The sequence below is a fragment of the Candidatus Protofrankia californiensis genome, assembly GCF_900634765.1.
Lineage (GTDB): Bacteria > Actinomycetota > Actinomycetes > Frankiales > Frankiaceae > Protofrankia > Protofrankia californiensis.
In genome coordinates, this window is record NZ_CAAAFT010000038.1 from 1 (window position 1) to 21,664 (window position 21,664).

Annotated in this window: 25 protein-coding genes and 4 pseudogenes; 9 read left to right on the forward strand and 20 right to left on the reverse strand. The window is 68.2% G+C overall.

The window, feature by feature from the left end:
* Positions 1-289 precede the first annotated feature (289 nt).
* The 6 genes from DD1DGNOD_RS01720 to DD1DGNOD_RS27630 all read right to left on the reverse strand — a co-directional run bounded on the left by DD1DGNOD_RS01720 (position 290) and on the right by DD1DGNOD_RS27630 (position 4,747).
* Positions 290-1,012: a choice-of-anchor P family protein gene (locus DD1DGNOD_RS01720; protein ID WP_206442882.1), complete on the reverse strand. Its 723-nt coding sequence runs from the start codon at positions 1,010-1,012 to the stop codon at positions 290-292.
* An 87-nt stretch (positions 1,013-1,099) separates the two neighbouring features.
* Complete coding sequence (locus tag DD1DGNOD_RS01725; protein ID WP_131769293.1) at positions 1,100-2,470, reverse strand: glycosyltransferase family 2 protein; 1,371 nt, start codon at positions 2,468-2,470, stop codon at positions 1,100-1,102.
* A complete protein-coding gene (locus DD1DGNOD_RS01730; RefSeq protein ID WP_131764840.1) occupies positions 2,467-3,054 on the reverse strand; it encodes an exosortase/archaeosortase family protein in 588 nt (195 codons plus the stop codon). Before DD1DGNOD_RS01730 ends, DD1DGNOD_RS01725 begins: the two co-directional genes overlap by 4 nt.
* Positions 3,054-3,392 carry a hypothetical protein gene (locus DD1DGNOD_RS01735; protein WP_131764841.1) on the reverse strand — a complete coding sequence of 113 codons (339 nt, stop codon included), beginning with the start codon at positions 3,390-3,392 and terminating at the stop codon, positions 3,054-3,056. The genes DD1DGNOD_RS01730 and DD1DGNOD_RS01735 overlap by 1 nt, the downstream gene beginning before the upstream one ends.
* Positions 3,393-3,483: 91 nt before the next feature.
* Positions 3,484-4,326 (reverse strand): UDP-N-acetyl glucosamine 2-epimerase, encoded by an 843-nt coding sequence (locus DD1DGNOD_RS01740; RefSeq protein WP_206442883.1) that lies wholly within the window; start codon positions 4,324-4,326, stop codon positions 3,484-3,486.
* On the reverse strand, positions 4,223-4,747 hold the full coding sequence (locus DD1DGNOD_RS27630) for a UDP-N-acetylglucosamine 2-epimerase (protein WP_206442884.1): 525 nt from the start codon (positions 4,745-4,747) through the stop codon (positions 4,223-4,225). The genes DD1DGNOD_RS01740 and DD1DGNOD_RS27630 overlap by 104 nt, the downstream gene beginning before the upstream one ends.
* Before the next feature lie 224 nt (positions 4,748-4,971).
* On the opposite strand from DD1DGNOD_RS27630, the pseudogene DD1DGNOD_RS01745 reads away from it, so the two are divergent.
* A pseudogene (locus tag DD1DGNOD_RS01745) lies at positions 4,972-5,685 on the forward strand (IS6 family transposase).
* Between the two features lie 335 nt (positions 5,686-6,020).
* Here DD1DGNOD_RS01745 and DD1DGNOD_RS01750 read toward each other — a convergent pair.
* From DD1DGNOD_RS01750 to DD1DGNOD_RS01790, 9 genes and pseudogenes are all read right to left on the reverse strand, one after another.
* Positions 6,021-6,521, reverse strand: coding sequence for a GbsR/MarR family transcriptional regulator (locus tag DD1DGNOD_RS01750; RefSeq protein WP_131769294.1), 501 nt, complete (start codon positions 6,519-6,521; stop codon positions 6,021-6,023).
* 94 nt (positions 6,522-6,615) lie between these two features.
* Entirely contained in the window at positions 6,616-8,268 is a 1,653-nt protein-coding gene (locus tag DD1DGNOD_RS01755) for an ABC transporter permease (protein WP_346434248.1), read from the reverse strand.
* An 11-nt stretch (positions 8,269-8,279) separates the two neighbouring features.
* Positions 8,280-9,200: an ABC transporter ATP-binding protein gene (locus DD1DGNOD_RS01760; RefSeq protein WP_131769295.1), complete on the reverse strand. Its 921-nt coding sequence runs from the start codon at positions 9,198-9,200 to the stop codon at positions 8,280-8,282.
* 179 nt (positions 9,201-9,379) lie between these two features.
* A pseudogene (locus DD1DGNOD_RS01765) lies at positions 9,380-9,682 on the reverse strand (DDE-type integrase/transposase/recombinase); the annotation flags it as partial.
* A 73-nt stretch (positions 9,683-9,755) separates the two neighbouring features.
* The gene (locus DD1DGNOD_RS01770; RefSeq protein ID WP_131764844.1) at positions 9,756-10,655 is read right to left on the reverse strand and encodes a hypothetical protein; all 900 of its coding nucleotides are present in this window, start codon (positions 10,653-10,655) and stop codon (positions 9,756-9,758) included.
* A 172-nt stretch (positions 10,656-10,827) separates the two neighbouring features.
* Positions 10,828-11,586 (reverse strand): transposase, encoded by a 759-nt coding sequence (locus tag DD1DGNOD_RS01775; RefSeq protein WP_131769296.1) that lies wholly within the window; start codon positions 11,584-11,586, stop codon positions 10,828-10,830.
* A 228-nt stretch (positions 11,587-11,814) separates the two neighbouring features.
* Positions 11,815-12,096, reverse strand: a complete 282-nt coding sequence (locus DD1DGNOD_RS01780) for a hypothetical protein (protein WP_131764846.1) — start codon at positions 12,094-12,096, stop codon at positions 11,815-11,817.
* Between the two features lie 166 nt (positions 12,097-12,262).
* The gene (locus DD1DGNOD_RS01785) at positions 12,263-12,466 is read right to left on the reverse strand and encodes a cold-shock protein (RefSeq protein WP_131764847.1); all 204 of its coding nucleotides are present in this window, start codon (positions 12,464-12,466) and stop codon (positions 12,263-12,265) included.
* A 688-nt stretch (positions 12,467-13,154) separates the two neighbouring features.
* Positions 13,155-13,337, reverse strand: coding sequence for a hypothetical protein (locus tag DD1DGNOD_RS01790; RefSeq protein ID WP_241255400.1), 183 nt, complete (start codon positions 13,335-13,337; stop codon positions 13,155-13,157).
* 348 nt (positions 13,338-13,685) lie between these two features.
* On the opposite strand from DD1DGNOD_RS01790, the gene DD1DGNOD_RS01795 reads away from it, so the two are divergent.
* Entirely contained in the window at positions 13,686-14,186 is a 501-nt protein-coding gene (locus tag DD1DGNOD_RS01795) for a hypothetical protein (protein WP_131769297.1), read from the forward strand.
* Positions 14,187-14,220: 34 nt separating this feature from the next.
* Positions 14,221-14,370 (forward strand): 3-deoxy-7-phosphoheptulonate synthase, encoded by a 150-nt coding sequence (locus DD1DGNOD_RS01800; protein ID WP_206442886.1) that lies wholly within the window; start codon positions 14,221-14,223, stop codon positions 14,368-14,370.
* A 282-nt stretch (positions 14,371-14,652) separates the two neighbouring features.
* Here the strand turns inward: DD1DGNOD_RS01800 and DD1DGNOD_RS28540 are convergent, their stop codons facing one another.
* A complete protein-coding gene (locus DD1DGNOD_RS28540; protein ID WP_241251135.1) occupies positions 14,653-14,805 on the reverse strand; it encodes a hypothetical protein in 153 nt (50 codons plus the stop codon).
* 238 nt (positions 14,806-15,043) lie between these two features.
* Here DD1DGNOD_RS28540 and DD1DGNOD_RS01810 point away from each other — a divergent pair, with 238 nt between their 5' ends.
* Positions 15,044-15,250: a transposase gene (locus DD1DGNOD_RS01810; RefSeq protein ID WP_131769299.1), complete on the forward strand. Its 207-nt coding sequence runs from the start codon at positions 15,044-15,046 to the stop codon at positions 15,248-15,250.
* A gap of 200 nt (positions 15,251-15,450) precedes the next feature.
* Here the strand turns inward: DD1DGNOD_RS01810 and DD1DGNOD_RS01815 are convergent, their stop codons facing one another.
* Both DD1DGNOD_RS01815 and DD1DGNOD_RS01820 read right to left on the reverse strand, forming a co-directional pair.
* A complete protein-coding gene (locus DD1DGNOD_RS01815; RefSeq protein WP_131769300.1) occupies positions 15,451-15,837 on the reverse strand; it encodes a PIN domain-containing protein in 387 nt (128 codons plus the stop codon).
* On the reverse strand, positions 15,834-16,100 hold the full coding sequence (locus DD1DGNOD_RS01820) for a hypothetical protein (RefSeq protein WP_131764851.1): 267 nt from the start codon (positions 16,098-16,100) through the stop codon (positions 15,834-15,836). Before DD1DGNOD_RS01820 ends, DD1DGNOD_RS01815 begins: the two co-directional genes overlap by 4 nt.
* 119 nt (positions 16,101-16,219) lie before the next feature.
* Between DD1DGNOD_RS01820 and DD1DGNOD_RS28545 the strand changes: the two are divergent.
* A pseudogene (locus tag DD1DGNOD_RS28545) lies at positions 16,220-16,540 on the forward strand (DDE-type integrase/transposase/recombinase); the annotation flags it as partial.
* A gap of 187 nt (positions 16,541-16,727) precedes the next feature.
* Positions 16,728-16,928, forward strand: coding sequence for a hypothetical protein (locus tag DD1DGNOD_RS28550; protein WP_131764852.1), 201 nt, complete (start codon positions 16,728-16,730; stop codon positions 16,926-16,928).
* A 134-nt stretch (positions 16,929-17,062) separates the two neighbouring features.
* On the opposite strand, the pseudogene DD1DGNOD_RS01835 reads toward DD1DGNOD_RS28550, so the two are convergent.
* Together DD1DGNOD_RS01835 and DD1DGNOD_RS01840 are read right to left on the reverse strand one after the other, a co-directional pair.
* Positions 17,063-17,244: pseudogene (locus tag DD1DGNOD_RS01835) on the reverse strand (IS6 family transposase); the annotation flags it as partial.
* A gap of 88 nt (positions 17,245-17,332) precedes the next feature.
* Positions 17,333-17,788, reverse strand: coding sequence for a MarR family winged helix-turn-helix transcriptional regulator (locus tag DD1DGNOD_RS01840; protein WP_131769301.1), 456 nt, complete (start codon positions 17,786-17,788; stop codon positions 17,333-17,335).
* A gap of 219 nt (positions 17,789-18,007) precedes the next feature.
* Here DD1DGNOD_RS01840 and DD1DGNOD_RS01845 point away from each other — a divergent pair, with 219 nt between their 5' ends.
* The 3 genes from DD1DGNOD_RS01845 (at position 18,008) to DD1DGNOD_RS01855 (ending at position 20,669) form a co-directional block, all read left to right on the forward strand.
* Complete coding sequence (locus DD1DGNOD_RS01845) at positions 18,008-18,376, forward strand: alcohol dehydrogenase catalytic domain-containing protein (RefSeq protein WP_241251136.1); 369 nt, start codon at positions 18,008-18,010, stop codon at positions 18,374-18,376.
* 317 nt (positions 18,377-18,693) lie between these two features.
* Positions 18,694-20,364 (forward strand): DUF885 domain-containing protein, encoded by a 1,671-nt coding sequence (locus tag DD1DGNOD_RS01850; RefSeq protein ID WP_206442888.1) that lies wholly within the window; start codon positions 18,694-18,696, stop codon positions 20,362-20,364.
* Positions 20,365-20,369: 5 nt separating this feature from the next.
* A complete protein-coding gene (locus tag DD1DGNOD_RS01855; RefSeq protein ID WP_206442893.1) occupies positions 20,370-20,669 on the forward strand; it encodes a BON domain-containing protein in 300 nt (99 codons plus the stop codon).
* Positions 20,670-21,664: the final 995 nt, after the last annotated feature.

The following is a 21,664-nucleotide window of genomic DNA, read 5'->3' on the forward strand; positions in this document are numbered from 1 at the left end:
TCAGGCAGGGTCCGCCATATCTTGCTTTCCCATAACGCAACAGACCCGCATGACCCGAACCCAGTATCTGGCACCCACAGGTTCGGGGGCGAATGGTTTTTATGCACTACGACTACGGGCGATCATGTCGGTTTCTAAACCCGTTTCAATGATCACCGCACGTCCCGCCGGGAACAGATACCTCCGGCGGGACGTGCGGTCTTCATGTGCGGCCAGGTAAGCGTCCGATCCCCGACCCGACCCGAGCCGACACCCGACCTCAACTCAACTTCCTGACCGGAAAGCGAGGTTAGGCGACTGGGTCTGCCAGGTTCCGGCGGCGGCGGTGGATCTGGAAGCTGGCTCCGCCGACGAGCAGCACGGCCAGTGCACCGACCGCGACGTTAGCCGGCATGAGCGGGACGGGGGCGAGATCGGCGGCGTTGCAGACCGAGGTCGCGACCGTGACGTTCTGGGCACTGCCGAGCAGCGAGATCACCAGCGCGTCGACGGTGAGAGTGCCGTCACCGGCGGTGGTCTGCCGGTTGAGGGTCAGGGTGGCGACGCCGGGGATACCGACGACGGTGTTGGGCGCCGGGTTCGCGGCCAGGCTGGTGGGGACGGCGAGCACGGTGAAGGCCGCGTTGGTCAAGCCGGCGGTTCCGCTGACCGTGCCGGTGTTCGGGTCGAAGGCACAGCTTGAGGTGACGGTCCCGGCGCTGAGGCTGGCGATCGCGGACAGGGTGACGGCGAGGTTGTCCACGGACGAGCTGGCGTTGACGTTGCCCGCGGCGGTGTTGACCGCGCCGGTGCTGAGCAGCCCGGGAACGCCGATGTTGACGAGGCTGTTCGGGGAGCTGCCGGGGAAGGTGCTGACTGCGAACGGCCCGGCGACGATCGTTCCGGTGGCCTGCAGACCGATTCCCGTGTTCGGGGGAGCCGCGGCGGCCGGGGAGGCGGCCGCGAGCGCGAGCCCGGCGGCGAGAGTGAACGCTCCGGCAACCCGGGTGGCGCGTTTTGTCTTGATTTTCATTGATGTCTCTTTCTTCGCTGTACCGAGGCAGGCGAGGTGAGGGTGATCTGAACGAGGAAGAATGAGCGCTTCAGGGCCACACAGGGATCAGGTGGCCGCACTGTCGGGCAAAAACTCGGCGTTACGCCGAGTTTTTGCCCAGTCGCGGCGTCGGCGGAGGATGCGCCCGAACGCTCGCCAGGACGTGATGTAGAAGGTGAGCATGAAAGCGGCGTAAGCGAAACCCAGGGCCAGCCCACGCACCATTCCGAGCTGCGGTTCGCAGCGGCGTACGTAGATCGGCCCCCAGGCGACGAACGGGCCGAGCCCGAACACAATATAAACGAGGAATAGCAGCCATCCTCCTCCGGCGAACCAGCCGGTCATGATGTTGGGATACGCGGCGAAGTTGTAGATGAGAACGCCGACCGGAACGGGGTAGACCAGGGTTCCGACGAGTTGGAGCCAGGGTTGGAGCAGGTAGTAGGCGGCTTCCAGCGCGCCGATCGTGGGAACGTGGCGGGAGGACCACAGCTTCGGCAGATAGCTGCCGCACTGCATGGTTCCCTGGCCCCAGCGGGTCCGCTGCGTCAGCAGCCGGCGGAAGTCGGGGAGGCCTTCCTGGTCGACGAGGGTGTCGTCGGTGTATTCGTTGCGGTGCCCGGTGAGGAGCAGGTGCAGGGAGAGTTCGTAGTCTTCCAGCAACGCACCGTGCCAGGGCCGGCCGAACGCGGCGCGGACGTCGTCGAGCGCGGACAGCCGGCTGAACTGGCCGTTGCCGCCGAGACCGACGGTGCGGGTGCGTCGCCGGTTCATCTGGATCGCGGAGATCGCCGCGCGGAACTCCAGATCCTGCAGGCGGACCAGGGTCCGACCGAACGCGTTTGCGTACCGGCCCCGGTGCGGGAACGGGCGGCGTTCGTCCCGGTTGACCATCCGGACGCAGACTTGGACCGAACTGACGTCCGGGTCGCCGAACAGGTGGTCGGCCGCGCACACGTCCAGGCAGTCGGCGGCCGGCCTGCCGTCCGCGTCGACCACACCGACGATCACCCGATCGCGGTCGGCGCCGGCGGGGAGCCAGGCGTCGAGCTGCCGGTAGGCGACGTTGAGCGCCTCTCCTTTCCCGGTGCGGGCGTCGGGCAACCTGCGGGAGACGACGTGGACATGGTCGTCGCAGGCAGCGACGTCGGCCACGATCTGCCCGGTGGTGTCGGTGCTGGCGTCGTCGATGACCCAGACGTGCGCGGTCGGGAACGAGCCACGCAAGTAGCCGATGGTGGTACCGATGACCTTCTCCTCGTCCCGGGCAGGGACGAAGAAATGCCAGCCGTAGCCGGCCGAGTCCCCGGGAGTACGGCGCCGGCAGCGCAGGAACGGGACGACGATGACCAGCACGTAGGTGAGGAAGGTGACGCTTATGACCAGCGCGATCGCCTGCGCGGCGCCGACCCCCAACAGCAGCCGGTCGCTGGTCATGCCGCCGCCCGTTGCCGGTGGGTCCGTCCGGTGCTCAGCACGGCGACGAGCAGGGTGAGGCTGGCACCGATGAACACGATGCTGACGACGGTCCCGAGGACGAGGTGGCCCCACTCGTAGCCGGTGTGGAAACCCAGCTCGGAGATCAGGTAGGCGATCAGCCCGATCCGCAGCTGGTTCCCCACAATCAGCAGGAACGCGGCTGCCCCCACCGCTGCGAGCACGCGCTGGGGGGTCATCCGCCGCCCCAACAGCATCGCTCCGCCGATGAGGAACACCGGTGCGATCAGCAGCGTCGAGCTGCACTCCGGGGTGATCGTGAGACCGAATGCGTCCGGGCGACCGAGCCCGAAGTACACGATCGGTGCCCGCGATGCTGCCAGCGTCGGGGTTCCCAGCCCGAACAGCCGGGCGGCGCCCACGGCTTCCAGGTGCCGCAGCTGGTATTGGTAGGCCAGCAGCACGGCCAGGACGAACAGGAACAGAATCGTGCCGGCTCCTCGGGTGAGCCGGGACGAGCCGTGCGGCAGGACGCTGCTGAGGGCCGACGATGGTCCGGGGGGACCGGCGGTGCGCGCGGACATCAGGAGGCCCGGTCCGCCTGGCGCAGGTGAACGATCCGTAGCAGCGCGACCCCGGCGACGAGCAGAGCGATCGCCACAAGGAGCAACATGCCGGTATACAGGCCGGTGAACGGCAGCGTCTGGGCCGCCCCGGTCACGGTCCCGCCGCCACCCGGCGGGGTGCCGCCGACACCGCCTCCGCCGATCCCGGTGCCGATGCCGCCCCCGCCGACACCGCCGACACCGCCGACACCGCCTCCGCCGACACCGCCTCCGCCGACACCCCCGCCGATCCCGGCCCCGATGCCAATACCGATGCCGATCCCGCCGCCGCCGCCACCCACGATCCGTCCATACATCTGTTGCTACCTCCACTCGTTGCCAAGGTTTTGGGTACACCGCCGAAGCCGGCCGCCCAGGCCGGCCGTACTCGGGTCAGGTCAGGTCGGGTCAGCTGGGCGTCGGCCCGGTGGCCGTGCGGAATGCGTCGGCCGGATCGCCGGCCGACTGACGCGGCACCGTCAGCAGCCCGGTGGCCGGTACGTTCTGGTGCGGCAGGGCGGCAGGCGCGGGCATGTCGTGCGGACGCGATCCCAGGCCCAGCAGCCAGGCACAGGCCGCCGCGGACCGCTCACCGGCGCGGCCGTCGCCGAACGGGCTGTGCGGCACCGCCGGGCGGTGCGCGGAGCCGCCGCCGAGCAGGGCCTCGACCGCGGCGACGATGGTCTGCGGGTCGGTGCCAACCAGCTGAGCCGCTCCGCAGGCCACCGCCTCGGGACGCTCGGTTACCTCCCGTGTCACCAGGACCGGCACCCCCAGCACCGGCGCCTCCTCCTGGATCCCGCCGGAGTCGGTCAGCACCACCGCGGCGTCCGCCAGCATCCGCACGAAGGCGGCGTAGCCCACCGGCCCGCCGAGCGTGACGTTGTCCCGCCGCGGGATCACCGCGTCGAGGGTGGCGCGGACCGCGGGGTTCATGTGGCAGGCGACGACGAACTCCCAGTCCGGGTGCCGGTCCGCCAGCCGGGCGACCGCCCGCCCGACCTGCGCGATCGGTTCCCCCCACGATTCCCGCCGGTGCGCCGTCACCAGCACCCGTGGCGCGCCCCCGCTGTGGCTGCCGCCCTGGGGCGGAACAGCGCCCCCGCATGTCGCGGCCCGGGCCGCCTGCAGCGCATCGACAACCGTGTTACCCGTCAGCACAATCCGGTTGTCCGGCACCCCTGCGGCGCGCAGGTTCGTCACCGCCCCGGTGGTCGGCGCGAGGTGTAACGCGGCGATCTGGCTGACCATCCGCCGGTTGCCTTCCTCCGGGGAACGGCGCGGCGAGATCACCCGTGCGCAGGCCGGCCTCCACATGCACCACCGGAACCCCGCGCAGGAAACCGGCGAGCGCCCTGGCCAGCACCGAGGCGGTGTCACCCTGCACCACCACCAGGTCCGGGCGGATCCCCTCCAGCGCGCCGTCCAGCTCGTGCAGCAGGTGAGATGTCAACTCTGTCACCGACCGGCCCTGCCCGACCGGCGCCAGCTCCGTCCCGGCCGCCAACCCGAACACATCGAGGACCTCGTCCACAGCATCCCGCTGTTGACCGGTCGCCACGACCACCGGAATGATCAATCCTTGTGCGCGCAGGGCGACGACCACGGGCGCAAGCTTCACGGCCTCCGGCCGGGTACCGACCACCACAGCCGCGACCGAACCCGCTCTCACCGTCGCCGACCTCCTCCAAGTACACCGGAACGATCTGTCGGCCGATAACCTACTGTTACCGACCTTGTAAGTTGACGACTAAAAGTCACGGGAGGTTCACCGTAAAGGTAACCACCCGGACAGCCGGACAACGCACTCACGCCCGCCCACCCGGGGCGCAGGCGGAGGGCCTGTCGTATCGGCGAGGTCCGCCGTCTCGGCCTCTGACCAGGCATGATCGAGTGATGCGCCGACGTGGCGCCCGTCCACCGGTCTCACTCTCGGAATTCGCCGGGTTCCGGTTCCCGCCCGAGGGGAAGCGTGCTGGCGGTCCACTGCTACCTGCGCTACGCCCTGTCCTACCGGGGACCGTCGAGGAACTACTCGCCGAACGCGGCCTCGTCGTTAACCATGTGACCGTCTACCGGGGGGTGCAGCGGTTCACTCCGCTGCTGATCGACGCAGCCCGACCCTGCCGGCACACTCCCGGGGACAGGTGGTTCGTTGACGAGACGTATGTGAAGGTCTCCGGCCGGTGGATCTATCTGTACCGGGCGGTCGACCGGTTCGGGCAGGTCATCGACGTGTTCGCCTCCGACCATCGCGACCTGGCCGCAGCCCGGAAGTTTGTCACCCGTGCGTTGTCGCATGGCCGCAGGCCGGTCGAGGTGACCACGGATCAGGCCGCCACCTATCCGCGGGTGCTCGACGAGCTGCTGCCCGCCGCCCACCACAGCGATGCCCGGCGGGCGAACAACCGGATCGAATCCGACCACAGCCAGCTGAAGGCCAGACTCCGGCCGATGCGCGGGCTCGCACGCCTGCGCTCCGCGCAGACGGTCAGTTCCAGACATGCCTTCGTGCAGAACGTCCGCCGCGGCCACGACGAACTCGGCGTCGGCGCCGACCCGCATCTGCGGGTGTCGGCTGCCTTCACCGAGCTCACCCTGGCGATCTGATCAATATTCAGACAGGGTCCGCCATGTCTTGCTTTCCCGTAACGCAACAGACCCTGCGGAGGAGTGGAAATGAACCTCGTTGACGTTTCGCGCCTGCAGCATGTTCCCTTCCGTCCGCCCGGACATGTCGTTGTCCGTCACTGCGGAGGTCCGCACCGGCCCACCGGCGGGAACACCGGGTTCGGTCGGCGGTAGCGCACTCGTCATGCACACCGCCTCGTTCGACAATCTGGCTTCGACAACCCGGGCCCGGATCCGCCCTCCTCGCCAAGGGCGGCACGAGCTCGCCAAGGGCGGCACGAGTCACCGCGCAGCGTGGCCGACCCGCCCGAATGTTACGGTACCGGCCCTTTCCGCTCCCGGACTTCCTCCCATCTGTCCAGGAGGGCATCCATCTCGTCCTGGATGAAGAGGAAGAAGTCCCGGGCGTCCGCCAGCCGGCCTCCCGACGGCGAGGCGTCGCCGCCGACGGCACGCACTCCTTCCCGCACGATGTCGGCGACCTTCTGGTAAGGCCGGCCCTGAATGCTGGCCGTGTACCAGGTGCCGTCGGGAAAGCGGTAGATGTCGCGCCGCGAGCCGGGGACGGGTTCGCGGATCACCAGGCCGATCTGCGTCAGGTAGCGCACGGCACCGGAGACGGCCGCCGCGCTGACGCCGAGGCGCTCGCCGATCTCCCCGGCGGTGAGACCGGGTTCGTCGGCCACCATGAGCGTGCCGAGCACCCGCGCCGGCATCCGGGGAAAGCCCAGGTCGTTGAAGGTCATCGCGAAGCGCTCGACGAACCGGCGGACCGCCTTCTCGTCGCGCGCGCCGCCCGCTCCCGTCGTCGTCATCCTTCACCACTTTGTGAAGATCCCTGCCTGAGGGGTCGACGGACCCGCCGACACGCCGCGGGTCGTGTCAGTGCATGATCACGTTCCGGTACGATCATGTCACGATGTCGCGCCGCCGGAAGAAAGCCGTCCCGGCCGCCCCCACCGCGACCGCGACGGCGACGGCGACCACCAGCGGCGTCGCGGTGGCCTCGGCGGCCGGCAACGCCGGGACGTGGCTGAACGGGGAGACATCCCGGACCGGCTGGGGCAGGTTCAATAGATCGCCGAGTTGGCCGAGGAGGAGGCTCACCACGAAGCCGGCCCACCCCACGCCGATCGTCAGCCGCGGCGCGAGACCGAACACCGCCACGACCAGCCCGCCCGGGATCAGTGCCGCCGGCAGCCACACGAACGCGGCGGCGACCTGCTCGGCGAGCTTTTCGCCGACGTCGCCCGTGCTGAGCCCGTACACAAGGCCCGCCGAGACGCCGGCGAACCCCAGGAGTACCGCCGCACCGGCCGCGGCGACGACCAGGTGGCCGCCGAGCCAGCGCACCCGTCCGATCGCGGTGGCGAGCACCGCCTCCACGCGTCCCTCCGTCTCCTCGGCGCGCGGGCGCAGCAGGGCCTGGACGACGAACGCGGATGTCATCGCGCCGATCACGGCCATCATCGCCGCGTAGAACGCCTCGACAAGGTCCCCGCCACCCCCACCACTCAGCCTGGTGATGGTTTCCACGGCGCTGCTGTTGTCCTCCAGCGCTTTCTCGACCGTGTCGCTCAGCGATCCTATTGTTACGCCGAGCACTGTGACGGCCGCGACCCAGCCGAGCAGGATCCCACGCTGGAGCCGCCAGGCCAGCCCGAGCGGGTTGAGCAGCCTCGGGGCGGCCTGGGCCGGTCCCGGGCGTGCCGCGATCATGCCCATACCCACGTCGCGGTGCGCGGTCAGGGCGAAAGCCACGGCGACGCCCGCGCAGAACAGTGCGAGGGGCAGCGCGAGCACCCACCACCTGTCCCCGGCGAACGGACGTACCTGGGCGGTCCAGCCGATCGGGGACACCCACGACGGCCAGGCGCTGGTCAGGGTGTAGCCACTCGGATCGATCTCGCCGAACGCGTCGCCCAAGCCGCGGACGAGGAACGCGACCCCGACAGCGACGGCCGCGATCCCGTTGGCTGCGCGTGAGGTCTGCGCGACCTGCGCGGCGACAGCCGCGATCGCGGTGAAGGCCATGCCGGTGGCGCCGACCGCTGCACCCGCCGCGACCGAGCCGGCAGCGGGTTCCCCGGCGCCCACGAGCGTGAGCGTGAGCAACACCGCCAGCACGACGTTGGCGCCGACGGTGACGAGGATCGCGGCGCTCAGGCCGGCATACCGCCCCACCATGGTGGCGCCGATCATCTCCGCGCGGCCGATCTCCTCATTACGCCGGGTGTGGCGCACCATCGCGAGGGTGCTCATGAAACCGGCGAGCACGGCGAGGAACGTCAGTATCTGGAACATGCCCAGCGCGCCGGTACTGGCCCCGGTGGGGGCGTTGCGCAGCAGGAGGAGTGCGGGGCTGTCGACGACGCCGCGCAGGGCGCCGATGCGGTCGGCCTCGGTCGGGTACTGCTCCCTCGTCGCAGACAGGGAGACAGCGAGCATGGCCGTCGTGCCCGCGACCCAGATCGGCAGCTGGACGCGGTCGCGGCGCAGCGTGAACCGGGTAAGCCGGGCGGTGCCGGCGAACGAGGTCATCGGGGCGGAGGGCGTCGTCATGGTCACCGATCTCATCGTGCGTCCGCCAGCTCGTCGTCGTAGTGGCGCATGAACAGCTCCTCCAACGACGGCGGGGCGCTGGTCAGCGCCCGCACCCCGAAGCGGGTCAGGTGCCTGAGCACGGCGTCCAGTTCGTCGGCGTCGACGTCGAACGTCGCGCGGGTGCTGGCGCCGTCGGCCGTGATGTCGCGCACGTCCGCGTCGTGCACGCCGGGGAGGCCGGTCAGTCCGATGATCGGCTTGGCGGTCTCCACTGAGATCGAGGTTCGGGTCAGATGGCGCAGGTCGGTCAGCGTCCCCGACTCCACGGTCCGGCCCCGCCGGATGATGCTCACCCGGTCGCACAAGGCCTCCACCTCGGCGAAGATGTGGCTGGACAGCAGGACGGTCGCGCCGCGTTCCTTCACCTCGCGGATGCACTCCTGGAAAACCGCCTCCATCAGCGGGTCCAGCCCGGAGGTCGGCTCGTCCAGGATGTAGAGCTCGACGTCGGAGGCGAAGGCGGCCACCAGGGCAACCTTCTGCCGGTTGCCCTTGGAATACGTCCGCGCCTTCCGGCTCGGGTCGAGCTGGAACCGCTTGACGAGCTGATCTCGGCGCGCCCCGTCGAGCCCGCCGCGCAGCGCCCCGAACAGGTCGATCGACTCGCCGCCGGTCAGATTCGGCCACAGGTTCACATCCCCCGGCACGTAGGCGAGCCGCCGGTGCAGCTCCACGGCGTCGCGCCACGGGTGCCCGCCGAGCAGGCGCGCCTGACCGGCGTCCGCGCGCAGCAGGCCCAGCAGAACACGGATCGTCGTCGACTTGCCGGCTCCGTTCGGTCCCAGGAAACCGTGCACCTCACCGGGGTCGACGGACAGGTTCAACCCGTCCAGCGCGCGGCTCCGGCCGAACGACTTCACCAGACCGGAGATCGAGATAGCGGTCGTCATGGATCGGCACGCTACGCAAATTTCACAGATTTGTGAAGCGTATGAATTTTCTGACCGGAGCCGACGGTGGGACGTGAGCCTACTGTTACGATCTGGACCGAGCGGGATCTGTTGCGTTGGCGAGGGGGTCTGTTGCGCTGAGCGGGGCAGGACGCGAGGGGCCCCTGCCGGATCGGTGATCAGGCCGCCAGGGTGAGCTCGGTGAAGGCAGCCGACAGCCGCGGATCGGGTTCGGCGTCGGCGCTGATTTCGTAGTGGCCGCGGCGGATGTTCTGGACAAACGCATGCCCAGAACCGATCACCTGGGCAGAGCGGAGGCGTTTCAGTCCGCGCATCGGCCGGAGCCGTGCTTTCAGCTGGCTGTGATCGGATTTGATCCGGTTGTTCGCCCGTCGGGCATCGAGATGACAGGCATACGGCAGCAACTCGTCCAGGACCCGCGGGTAGACCGCAGCCTGATCCGTGGCAAGAACCGGCGGACGGGACGTCGACGCATCGCTCGATCATGCCTGGACGTACACCGAGACAACGGACCTCGCCGACGCAACAGATCCACTATCGATCAGCCTGCGCGAGGATCTGTTCCCGGAGGACGGTTGCCCGTCGTTTGCTCGCTGCCTGCACCGCGGCTTTCCTGGCGATCGCGTCCTTGAGCTTCGGGGTCCTCTCCGGTAGGTGCGACAGCTTGGACAGATGTGGCACGCCATTGAGGTCCGTCGTCGCAGCGTCGATGACCGAGCGCCAGCTCTGCCCGTTGCGGTTCAGCTTGCCAAGCTCCTCGACGTGCTCCTTGTTGTCGAAATACCGCAGCTGGTACCACTCGTCGTTCACGGGATTGTGCCAGCTGAGATATCCGCCCTGAAGCACCTGGCGCGGCTCCTCGATGTGGCCCCCGAAGCTGTACCTGGCAGACGATTTCGACGAGTCGAAGTAATGCGGCGTGTAGAAGTCGGAGACGAGGATACCGTCCACCGAATAGGCGAACTCCGCGGACTCGGGTGGATCGCACGTCTCCGCAAGGAACTCGACCCAGCCATGATCCTCGCCGATCAATTCCTTCGCCCGCTCCGGGAACCTGGCGGGGACCAGGCGGCTGCCGAACGGATCGGCCAGCATCTCGAGCGCCTCATGACTCGCGGTCAGCGACCAGCTTGGCCCCACCTCGACGACGGCGTATGGCTGACCATGCTCGTCCTGGTGGACGCCGGCGGCGCCCGGGATGTCCCTGTTCACGATCAGGATTGGCCAGTAGCCGAGTGGTTTGTCCGACAGACTAGGAAATACGTCGACGGTCGCGGAGACCTCCCAGATCGGGGCGAAGTCGCGTGACACCTGCTTCTGGATGGCTGCGGCTACCTTTTCGATGTCGCCGGCCTCGTTGCCGACGGGGGTCGCCCGCCCAGCTTCCTCGTCCTGCGGGTCGAACGGTATGAGCGCGATCTGCTGAACAAACATTCGGCTTCCCTTTCTGGCCGGCGGATGCGCCGATGGACATCCGTATAAGATCGGTTGGCATGCTTGTCTGCGACGAACGGTTATCGGACTCCCGTGGACCCCGGCTGGTTCTCTCCTCCCGGCATGGAGGAGGAGCTGATAGGTCCGTTTCCGCCGGTATCCTGATACGGGGCTACCCGGGAAGTAGCGATGAAAACACGGCTACGACGATGCGAATGGGTCGCGCAAGCAACCGCGCATAACGGCATCGGCCGTAGGAAATCCGGCCGGGGCTGTTGCATCCGCGGGGTCCTTGATCGGGCATGGTGGAGGGATGCGTCGGCGTGCCGTCCATCCGTCGGTGCCCGTCTCGGAGTTTGCCGGGTTCCGGTTCCCACTGGCCAGGTCGGGGGTAGCGGGTGTGGTGCAGGCCGGTGACGGCGACACCGTGGCGGATGCTGCCCTCGACGCAGGCGCGTAGCGCGTAGTCGGCCTGCCAGTCGGTGGTTGTCTGGGCGACTCGGGCGCCGTGCTGGGCCTGGTAGACGTCGCGGGGGTACACGGTGAGCTGCCGGCGCCGTTTCTTCGAGGTGGTGCACTGGCCGCGGACGGGGCACGGTACACAGGTCGCGGCAGCAAATTTGATCACGATGGTGTCGATGCCGCGTTGGCTGGCCGGGGTCCAGGAGCTGCTGGTCTGTCCGTGCGGGCAGATGGCCGGGTGGCGGTCGAAGTCGATCGTGAACGCGGAGCGGTCGAACCCGGCCCCGGCTCGGGCCTGCGCCGAGGTGTCGGCCAGGACGGGGGTGACCAGGGCGATACCGAACGTCCGCCAGGAGTCGACGATCATGTCGGTGGACGGGTAGCCGGAGTCGAGGTAGTGCTCAGCGGGCAGCAGGCCCCGGCGGGCGGGCTGCTGGTGGACGGGCTCGGTCATGGCCGAGTCGGTCACGGCCGCGTCCGTGGTCGCCACATTTGTGATGATGTTCGGGAGGGCGCGGCTCTGCGCAGCCGGGGCTCAGGCTCGCCGCCGCCGGCCGGGGCGGTGTCACCGCCGGGAGGGCAGGTCGCACTGATGTGGGACCGTGTAGCCCTTCCAGGACGTGTCACGTGTGACACCCCAGCGGGCGTTGAGGTCATCCGGGAAGGTCAGCCGCGTTCTGCCTAGGTGGGAGACCGTCTATGTCCGCCTCCCGCCTGCCGCCGCTGGTGGTCCGGGTGTAGTTCTGCACCAGCACGCGGCGCAGCACGTCAACGGCGGGCAGCGCAGCCAGCCCGGTGCGCCGGGTGCGTACACGGCCGTCAGCAGCGCGAACCCGTCGGTGCCGTGGGCCGTTGCCAGCTCGTCCTGCTTCGTCCGCGAGGTGGGCAGGCGCCAGGAATAGACCCGCCGGGTGTAGCGGCCACCCCAGACGACCACGTCCATGGTGGCAGCCAGCCAGCCCGGCGGGCGCTGCGGCATTCGCCGATTATCGGCGATCTTAACCGCAGATCTTCCTGTTGACGAAGCTCACGTGACCGCCTCACGGAGGCTTCAGACGCCCCAGGGCGACTGTGGAGGAGGCATCCACCAGAAGATTTACAGTCAAGATCGACTGATTCTGGCGGATGCGACAGTGCCGGTCAGATCAGACCGGGCGGACGTGCTCGGCCTGCGGACCCTTCTGGCCTTGCGTGATGTCGAACTCCACGCGCTGGTTCTCCTCCAGGTTGCGGAAGCCGGCGCTGTCGATGGCCGAGTAGTGAACGAAGACGTCGGGACCGCCGCCGTCCTGGGCGATGAACCCGAAGCCCTTCTCGCCGTTGAACCACTTCACAGTGCCCTGAGCCATGTGTTCTTTTCCTTCGTGGGGGCCGTACCGGGCCGCCTGCTGCGGGTCCCGGGTTGCCGCGGTGTGATCGTCCCCATGTCGGGTAGGACCGGAAAACGAAAAATGCCCGCTGTCAGACTCCACGGGCGTTTGAAACGTTCGAGGAAACTCCAACTGCAACACGTCGAACCTACCAGGTTCCGTGGCCGGACGTGGAGTCAGAGGCAACGGGGCACCGGCGGCGTAACTCGATCAGCGCGAGTGGCGACAGGCTGGAGCCGACGTTGACGCGGCCGTCGACAGGCATCGGGTCGAGTGGGCGGGGAGCGGCATGACCGGATACTTCCTGCGGCGTCGATGGGCGACACTGTCCGTGCAGCTGGAGAGTCGCCACAGCGGCTGCACCCACACCGAGCGCTGTCGACGCCGATGTCGGTCAGGCGCCACGGCAAGGCGTCGACCGCGGCAGTCCCAGGCCCGGCCCGACGTCGGACGGTTGAGAAATCATCCACGCACAGCGCAGGCACCACGTCCGCCTCGGGGTCGAGGAGCGTGCCACCATCCGCAGGACATCAGCGGTCCGGTCGTCCCGCTCCACGACGACACCCACCAGAGCTTCAGGGGCAGGGAACTGGCACCCCGCGCATGATCGCCAGCTTTTCGCCGCCGGGAAGTTCCAGGACCGTCCCTGATGCGGGCCTGTGGGGTGTCAGAACTCGACCACCGACGTTGACCTGGGCTTGTAGGCGGCTCGTTCGTATGCGTTGACCAGGCCACCGAGGACGAGTCGGCGCTTGATCCGTTCCGTCGTGACGTGGGCGATCGGGTAGTCGGGTCGGTTGGAGTTGGAGCGCGCGGTGCGGGTGCCGTCCGTTGTGGGGCACTGTTGCATCTGCCCGGACTAGCCGATCTTGGCCGTAAATCTTCCAGTGGAGACGTCCTCCACAGTCGTTTCGGGCGCCTGAACACTCCGTGAGGCGGTCACCTGAGCTCCGTCGACGGGAAGATCCGCTGTCAAGATCGCCGGTAATCGGCGAATGCAGCAGTGCCGGCCGAACTCCGGGCCCGTTACATGTGCCTGACCGCCGACCCACGGCTGGCGTAGCCACCAGCCACGCCGCGCCGGATCACCCCGGTCCCCACCGCGGGCTACGCTCACAGCAAGGCTGATCATCCACCCCGGGTGGCCGCTGCCCCACCCCGCACCGGCAGACATTCAAGTCAGGGGAGACGACACGACATGGGCGTCTGGACCCGCTGGCGCCATGCCGCCACCCGGATACATGCCAGGCGCATCCGTCGCCGCGAGGAAGCCGCCGCCCGAGCCGAGGCGAAACGTGTTCACCGCGCCGCTTTCGCCCGTGAGCAGGACACGGCCCGCACACGCCAGCAGGGTCGGGCTCTCGCGCATACGTGGGAGACCCTCACTCGCGAGCAGGAGCCCCTCGCCCAGGCCGCCACCATGATCTTAGGGGAATTCCTCGACGACTCGGGGCAACCCAGACGGCGACGCCATGCCGACCTGCAGCACGCTCTCGGACCCACGCTGGACCCGCAGGCATGGCAATGGCTACTCCACACCGGGCTGGTAGCCCGACACGTGGTAGCCCCCAACCTTCCCGTGGTACAGGAGGGAATGCACGGCTACGGTCACCACGGTTTCGACGGCTACACCCTGACCCCGCAGGCCCGCCCAGTCATCCGCACGCAGTTCGGCCCTCAGGCCTGGACCCAGGAGTAGGATCCGCCACGGAGACGGCCCGGCCCTGCTCGACGTGCTGGCGCTGCTTGCCGACTCCCGGAAGACCGAGGCGGTACGGGACGAGGTGCGAGGCTTTGTCGAGCTCCACTGGGCCCTGGGGAGCCACCCGGGCGGCGTCCACGCGGAACTGGCGGGTTCAGGCGCCGGCCTCACCCACGGGTAGGCACTCGAGCTGGCGTTCCTGTTCGCCGACGCGTACGCCGAGAACGCCGAGACGTTCGCCGGGGCTTACCGGACCGCCCCTGAAGCTCGGGCCTCCGTGGCGATGCCGCCGAGCCGGAGGGCCTTCTCGATCTTGCTGAGCTTCGCCTCGGGCAGCACCCCGTCCGTTCGATCACGTCCCGTTCCGTCACCGTCGCCAGCCACGTGCAGGGGGTGATGCCCGGACGGGAGAAGGCGACCCGTACGACCCCTTCGAGGGGCAGCTCCTCAGCAGCTCCCACGGTCACTTCGAGGCCGAAGCCGGTGATGTGTCGATGTCGATGGTGACCGGCTCGACGATCTGCATCGCCTGGAACTCGGCGTTCGCTCCCTCCGACAGCAGCACGATAGGCCGCCGCTCGCCGAAATCTGCCCACCAGACTTCACTTCGTCGCATCGATACTCCTCAGGCAGGATGAGACGTCTACGCCGTGCGTGGACCGGTATGATCATTTCATCCCCGACGGCGCGATCACGGTCACGGCGAAGCCACGCCCCACCGTTCAGCGCCCGGAGAACCTGTCGTGACGCCACCCGGCCGCTCTCGACCCTGCTCGACCGATCACGAACCACCACCGGTCACGGTTCGTGACCGCCAAGGCGCCAGACTCAGCTTCGGAAGGTTCCGACTGCTCATGCGTGCTGTCCTGGCCGAGTACGCGCGGCATTACAACGCACGATGCCCGCACCGTGCGTTCCACCTCCAACTGCCCCGGCCCGACCGCCCGATCGCCGACGTCACGACGGAACGGATCAAGCACCGGCCTGTCTTCGGTGGCCTGGTCAACGAAGACGAAGGAGCCGCCTACAAGCCCAGGTCAACGCCGGTGGCCGAGTTCTGACACCCCACAGCCTTCACCGAGCTCACCCCGGTGGTCTGATCACCGGCCTGACGGGGTCCCTCGTGTCCTGTTCCCGCTCAACCCGACAGATCCCGTGTGGGTGCCCGATAGTCGTCCGTTGGCTTGAGTAGGTCCTTTACCAGCCGCCATGATCTGTATTTTCGATCATGATCGTGGTGGCGGTGTGGTGTTGTCCTTCGCTATACCTTGATGATGGTGAATGGCCGGGCGTTCGGGAGGTGTTCCGCCAGATGTTGAAGATCGCCCGGGTCGGATGTGTAGACGACTCCGCCGTGGCGGGCGGCTAGTAGTACGACTATGGCGTCGACCCCGTCGCTGGTGCGGGAACGGCCGAGTAGTTCCCCGACGGCGCGCGCTGTCGTCTGGTCGACCGGTTCGACTACACAGCCACGGAGTAGTCGGACGAGGCGTGCCTGTCGTGCCCCGTCGCGCCAGACCTGCCAGACGACGGGTGCCGGAACGACGGGGACGATGTCGCCGGCCAGCGCCTTGATGTGGCGGGCCCACATGCGTTCGTCGTCGCGTTCGCCGGCGACGAGGGCGCCGGCGTCGTAGAGCAGGTTCACGCGGTACGGCGGGGGAGGATGCCGGCGTCTTCCAATTCACGCTGGGCCTCGTCGAGAACGTTCTGCGGCAGCGGGCCGTGCTCGGCCTCCCACTCCCGCGTGGCTGCCAGGCCGTCCGCGATGACCGCCTGCCGTTCCAGCCGCTCCGCGATCGCGTCGCGTACCCAAGCGGACAGCGAGGTGCCTGCGGTCCGTGCGGCGTCTTCGGCGCGGGCGCGGAGGTCGTCACCGATGTACAGGGGAGTTGACGTCGTTCTGGCCATGTCCGCCAGCGTACCCGGTGCGAATCGCTTGCGAACCTATGTTGGTCGTCGCGGTGGGGAAGCGAGGAGTCGGGGCGGGCGACGGTGACCTGATCCGCGCGGTGTGACCGGTCGGCTGGTTGTTGCATGGCTGCCGGCCGGGTCGAGGTGACCACGGATCAGGCTGCTGCCTATCCGCGGCTACTCGACGAACTGCTGCCCGCCGCCTGTCACCTCGATGTCCGGCGGGTGTACAACCCGACCGTGTCCGACCACGGCCAGCTGAAGGCCAGATTCCGACCCATGCGCGGGCTCATACGCCTGCGCTCCGCGCAGACCGTCAGTTCCGGGCACGCGTTTCGTGGGAGAACATCCGCCGCGGCCACGACGAACTCGCCGTCGACGCCGACCCGCACCTACGGGTGTCGGCTGCCTTCACCGAGCTCGCCCTGGCGTTCTGATCAATATTCAGGCAGGGTCCGCCATGTCCTGCTTTCCCATGACGCAACAAACCCCGTCGAGCTCCGTGAGGCCGCCGCCGGAGCAATCCGCGTCACTTTCCAGTGGGGCGGCACGAACAACCTCACCGCGGTCACCCTGAAGGGGACCGACGAGGGATGCGACGGCTACAAGATCGGCGTCCGGCTGGTGACCGTCACCAGCAGCGGCGCCAAGCACTACTGGCCCTGGTACGGCTACACGACCGGCTGTGGCACGACCTACACCTACAACACGTACGCCACCGATTCGAACGGAATCCAGTACGCCACCGTGGAACTCGGCGTCTTCAGGGGCAGCACGTTGGAGGGCACCCGAAAGGCGTCCATCTCCAAGCGGCCGAGCGCCTGAAACGGCAGATCGACTGGCCGCTGAGCAGTGGCCGCGGCGGATGTTCTGGACAGACGCATGCCCAGAACCGATCACCTGGGCAGAGCGGAGGCGTTTCAGTCCACGATCGGCAGCGGGGTGAAGCGCTGCACTCACCGGTAGACGGTCATATGATCGACGACGAGACCGCGCTCCGGGAGGCGTTCCTCTGCGTCTCGGTACGACAGTGCGTAGCGCAGGTACCAGCGCACCGCCAGCGTGCTTCCCTTCCGGGGGGAAGCGGAACCCGGCGAACTGGAGAGGCCGGGACCGGTGGCCGGGCGGGACGTCGACGCATTCCTCGATCATGCCTGGCCAGATGCCAGGGCGAGGACCTTGCCAACGCAACAGTCCCGGTCTGTGTTGCCGGCATGGTGGGCTGGGGTTCAGCGGGACCGGATCGATGCCGTCTGGTCAACGAGGACAGTGGTGGCGCGTTCCAGGAGTGTGCAGAGCGAGGCGTGTTCGGTGGGTGAGAACGTGTCCGTGAGTGCCCGTTCCAGGACGATCACCTCCTGGTAGGCGCGGTCCAGGAGCGATCCGCCCTGGTCGGTCAACGTGGCGATCTGCACCTTGGCGTGCACCGCGGATGCCTCGCGGTGGATGAGGTTCTTGGCCGCCAGGTTGGTCAGGACGCTGGCCATGGTCTGCTGGGTGACCCCGCAGGAGCGGGCCAGTTGAGCGCCGGACATGCCGCCTTGACGCGACAGGGCCAGCAACACGGTGTACTGGATCATGGTGAGCCCATAGCCGCGCAGTACCGCCTCGTGGTGCGCCATCAGTGCCTGCTCCGCCTGTCTGATCCGGGTGCAGAGATACTCCTCGACCGGGACATCCGTCATACGCTCGCTCCATTTCACAGATACCTGTGTTGACACAGCAGCCTTATACTGGCTACCGTGCTGACTATCAGGATACTGAGTCAACCCAGGAGTATGAAATATGAAGGCTGTCGTCCTCGACATCGATGACCACTACCGGCTCACGGACGTCGCTGAGCCCACCCCGGTCCCGGCGAGGTCGCGATCCGGGTCGCCTACGCTGGGATCCAGTGGGGAGACGTGCTGGTACGGGACGGCCATTTCCAGGTACCCCGCCTGTTCGTCCCCGGCTTCGAGGCATCCGGGCACATCAAGAAGGTCGGCGAGGGCGTCGACGTGAACCGCGTGGGCCAACCCGTCACTGCGCTGACCACCGCCGGCGCCTACGCCGAGGTCGTCGTGGCACCCGCCGTGCTCACGCTGGACGTCGGGACGCTTCCGCTTCGCACCGCCGCGGGGTTCGGCTGGGGCACGCCCACTGCCTACGACCTGGTCAACGCCGTCGCCTGGGTACGGCCCGGTGACAGCGTGCTGATCCACGCCGCTGCCGGCGGGGTCGGCATCCTAGCCGCACTGGACCTTTCCCGCTTTGGCGGACACCCGGTGTAGCCGCCCGATTCATCGGGAGTACGAAAGATGGGTGCGACACGCCGGGCATTGACACCTGAGTACAAGGGGCACTGTTGTGATCGCCGATCGCAGGCGATCTTCATCGTGGATCTTCCTGTCGGACGTACCAATGTGCCCCGGTCAGTGGGATTCCCGGCAGTCTGGAGCCGCGGTGGCGAGGCTCGGCTCCGGAAGACTTGCGGTCAAGATCCGCAGGTGCACGCGAATGCAACAGCGCCTCGGTGAGGAACGGGATTGGCGTGCGTTCCCGGTCCGATGCTGGCCCTCCCCGGCTCGGGCGGGCAGTATGTCCAGGCGTGCTGACCGACCCGCGCGTCCCGCGTTCCGACCGTCCCCTCGACCGGCTGGTCGCCGGGTTCGCCGCCGATCAGATGGCCGCCGCCCCGACGAGCGCCACCCTGCTCGGCGTCGACGGCTACGACCATCTGCTCCCGGAGCTCACCACGGAGGCGGTCACCCGCCGGGAGAAGGCCGATGACGACTGGGCACAGCGGTTCGGGGCGCTCGACGACGCGCAGCTACGCCCGGACGAACTGATCGACCGTGACCTGGTACTCGCCGAGCTGCGCGGACGGGCGGTCATGCGCGACTGGGAGCGCCACCGTCGGGACGCGGAACTGTACGGCGGCGCCGGGCTGTCCGGGGTGTTCGGGCTACTGCTGTACCGTCCGTTGCCTCCGGAGGAGTTGGTCCGGGCTGTCACCGCGCGCCTGTCCGCGGTCGGGGACCTGCTCGCCGCCGGGCGTGCCCAGCTCGACGCGGAACTCGCCTCCCCGCTGCTCCTGCGCCGGGCAGCCATGCAGGCCCGCGGCGGGGTCGCCTACTGCCGGGATGTGGTGCCTACGCTGTTGCCCGGTGCGCCGGGCTTGGTGGCCGCCTGCCGGACCGCGGCCGACGCCTATGAGGAGTGGACAGGCTTCCTCGAGGCGCTCGCGGCCCGTGCCACCGGGAGGTTCGCCATCGGAGAGGCCCGCTACTCGGCGCTGTTGCGCGAGAAGGAGGGACTCTCCTACGGCGCGGACGGCCTGCTCGAACGGGGCCGGGCTGCCCACACCGCCCTCGTCGAGCAGGTTCGCGACCGGGCCCGGGAGCTGGCCGGCCATGACGACTGGCGCGCCTACCTGCGGGAACTGGATGCCGACGCCCCGGCCACGCCGGAGGACATGCTGGCCGGATATCGCGAGGCGACCGAACGTGCCCGCCGGTTCATCTACTCGACCGGCCTGGTGACCGAACCGCCGGGCGAGCGGTGCGAGGTCGAGCCGGCGGAGGAGTTCCAGCGGGCGACCCTGGCCGTGGCATTCTACTTCCCACCACGGCCCTTCGCCAGCGGCCAGGCCACCCCGGGCGAGCCGGCCGGGGCCTCGTTCGCCGGACACTTCTTCGTGCCGTACCCGCCGTCGGACGCCTCACCGGAGGCTGTCCGGGACCGGTTGGCGGCCAACAGCTACTCGGCGATGTCGACCGTCGCCGTCCACGAGGCGTACCCGGGTCACCACTGGCACCTGGCCCACCTGGCCGTGACGAACCAGCGTCCCGTGCGCGGCCTGCTGCGGACGCCCTACTTCGTCGAGGGGTGGGCCCTCTACGCCGAGCAGCTGCTCGCCGACGCCGGCTACTTCACCGATGCGCGGGCAGCGCTGCGCCAGGTGGACTTTCGGCTGTTCCGGGCCGCGCGCATCGTCGCCGACGTGTCCCTGCACACCGGCCGCTGGTCGGTAGAGCAGGCGGTCGAGTACATGTCCACCCACGCGTCCCTGACGCCGGATGTGGCCCGCGCCGAGGTGGCCCGCTACTGCGCATGGCCCACCCAGGCGGCGTCCTACCTCACCGGGGCTCTGGAGATCGCCCGTATGCGGGACGCCTGGCTGGCCGCGGAACGCGGCAGCCTGCGGGAGTTCCACGACCGCCTCGCAGCCACCGGCGGACTGCCCATCATGCTGGCCGAACGTGCGCTGTCCGCCTGATCTGAATCACGGAGGATTCAGATACCCGGAACGGCTCTGGAGGACGTCTTCAGCGGGATGTTCTCGAAGAACTGAGATGGGACGCTCCGGTGCAGCCGAACGAGATCGGCGTCATCGTCAAAGACGGCGTCGTGACGCTCACCGGATGGGTGGACACCTACAGTAAGAAGTGGATGGCTGGGAAGGCGGCCAAGCGCGTGCGTGGGGTGAGGGCGGTCGCCAACGATATCGAGGTTCGTCTGCCGGCTTCTGCCGAACGGACAGACGCCGATATCGCGGCGGCAGCAATCCGCGCGCTGGAATGAAACGTCTTCGTGCCGGCCGAGAAGGTCAACGTGACCGTCTCGAAAGGATACGTCACCATTGAGTGCGAGGTCGGATGGGGGTTCCAGAGGCGCGAGGCCGAGCGGGTGCTGATCATATGATCCGCGGAGGTAGGCAGCATCCCTCGTGAGGCACTGTTGCATCCGCCAGGACAAGCCGATTTTGATCGTAAATATTCCGGTGGAGTCGCCATCCAGAGCCGTTCCGGGGCGTCTGAAGCCTCCGTGATTCGGGCACATGAGACCCGTCGACGGGAAGACCTGCGGTCAAGATTATCGATGATCGGCGAGCACAACAGTGCCCGATCACGCCTATCGCAACTTCGTCCTGACCCGGGACGCCGAGCTTGTGCACGACGAAGACATCAAGTGCGGCATCAAGCTCCCGGGCCACCTTGTAAGCCATGGGCACCCCGCCTCGGGGCAGTCTCAAGACCAGCACATCGGAACGGTCTCGGTAGTCTCCGAGAAGACCGGCCAGAAACCGGCCGGCATTCTTTCGGTCACGAAACAGACGGTTCCACACCGTGCTGTTCCCAGCACGCTCGGCGGCAGAAGGTGTTTGACGCCCGGTTCGAGTCGATGAAAACCACAGTTCGCCGCCAGATTGCCAGGTGACCCGACAGGGAACCTGATTCAACCAGGCGGCTGCGGATCGTCGTGGGGGGCAGCGGCCTCACCGAAACCCGGACCGCCGGCTGCCGCCGCACACCGCCGAGCCCTGCGCTCTGCAGCCGATGCGGCCAGTGGCTGGTTCCCGCTCCGCGGCAACTCGAAGCGGGACAGCTCTATGTGTACCTGGCTGCCCCGTTTCCCGAAGCCAACCACGGGTATGAGCCGAAAGTAATCGACTCAGATCCCCCTAATGGTACCAAGCCGACTTTAGGCGGGGAGGGAGGTGGAGCCGTGACATTACCTGCGTGACTCGGCAATCGTGCGGGACGTCGGGTCTCATTTTCCAGAGACGGGCGATATAT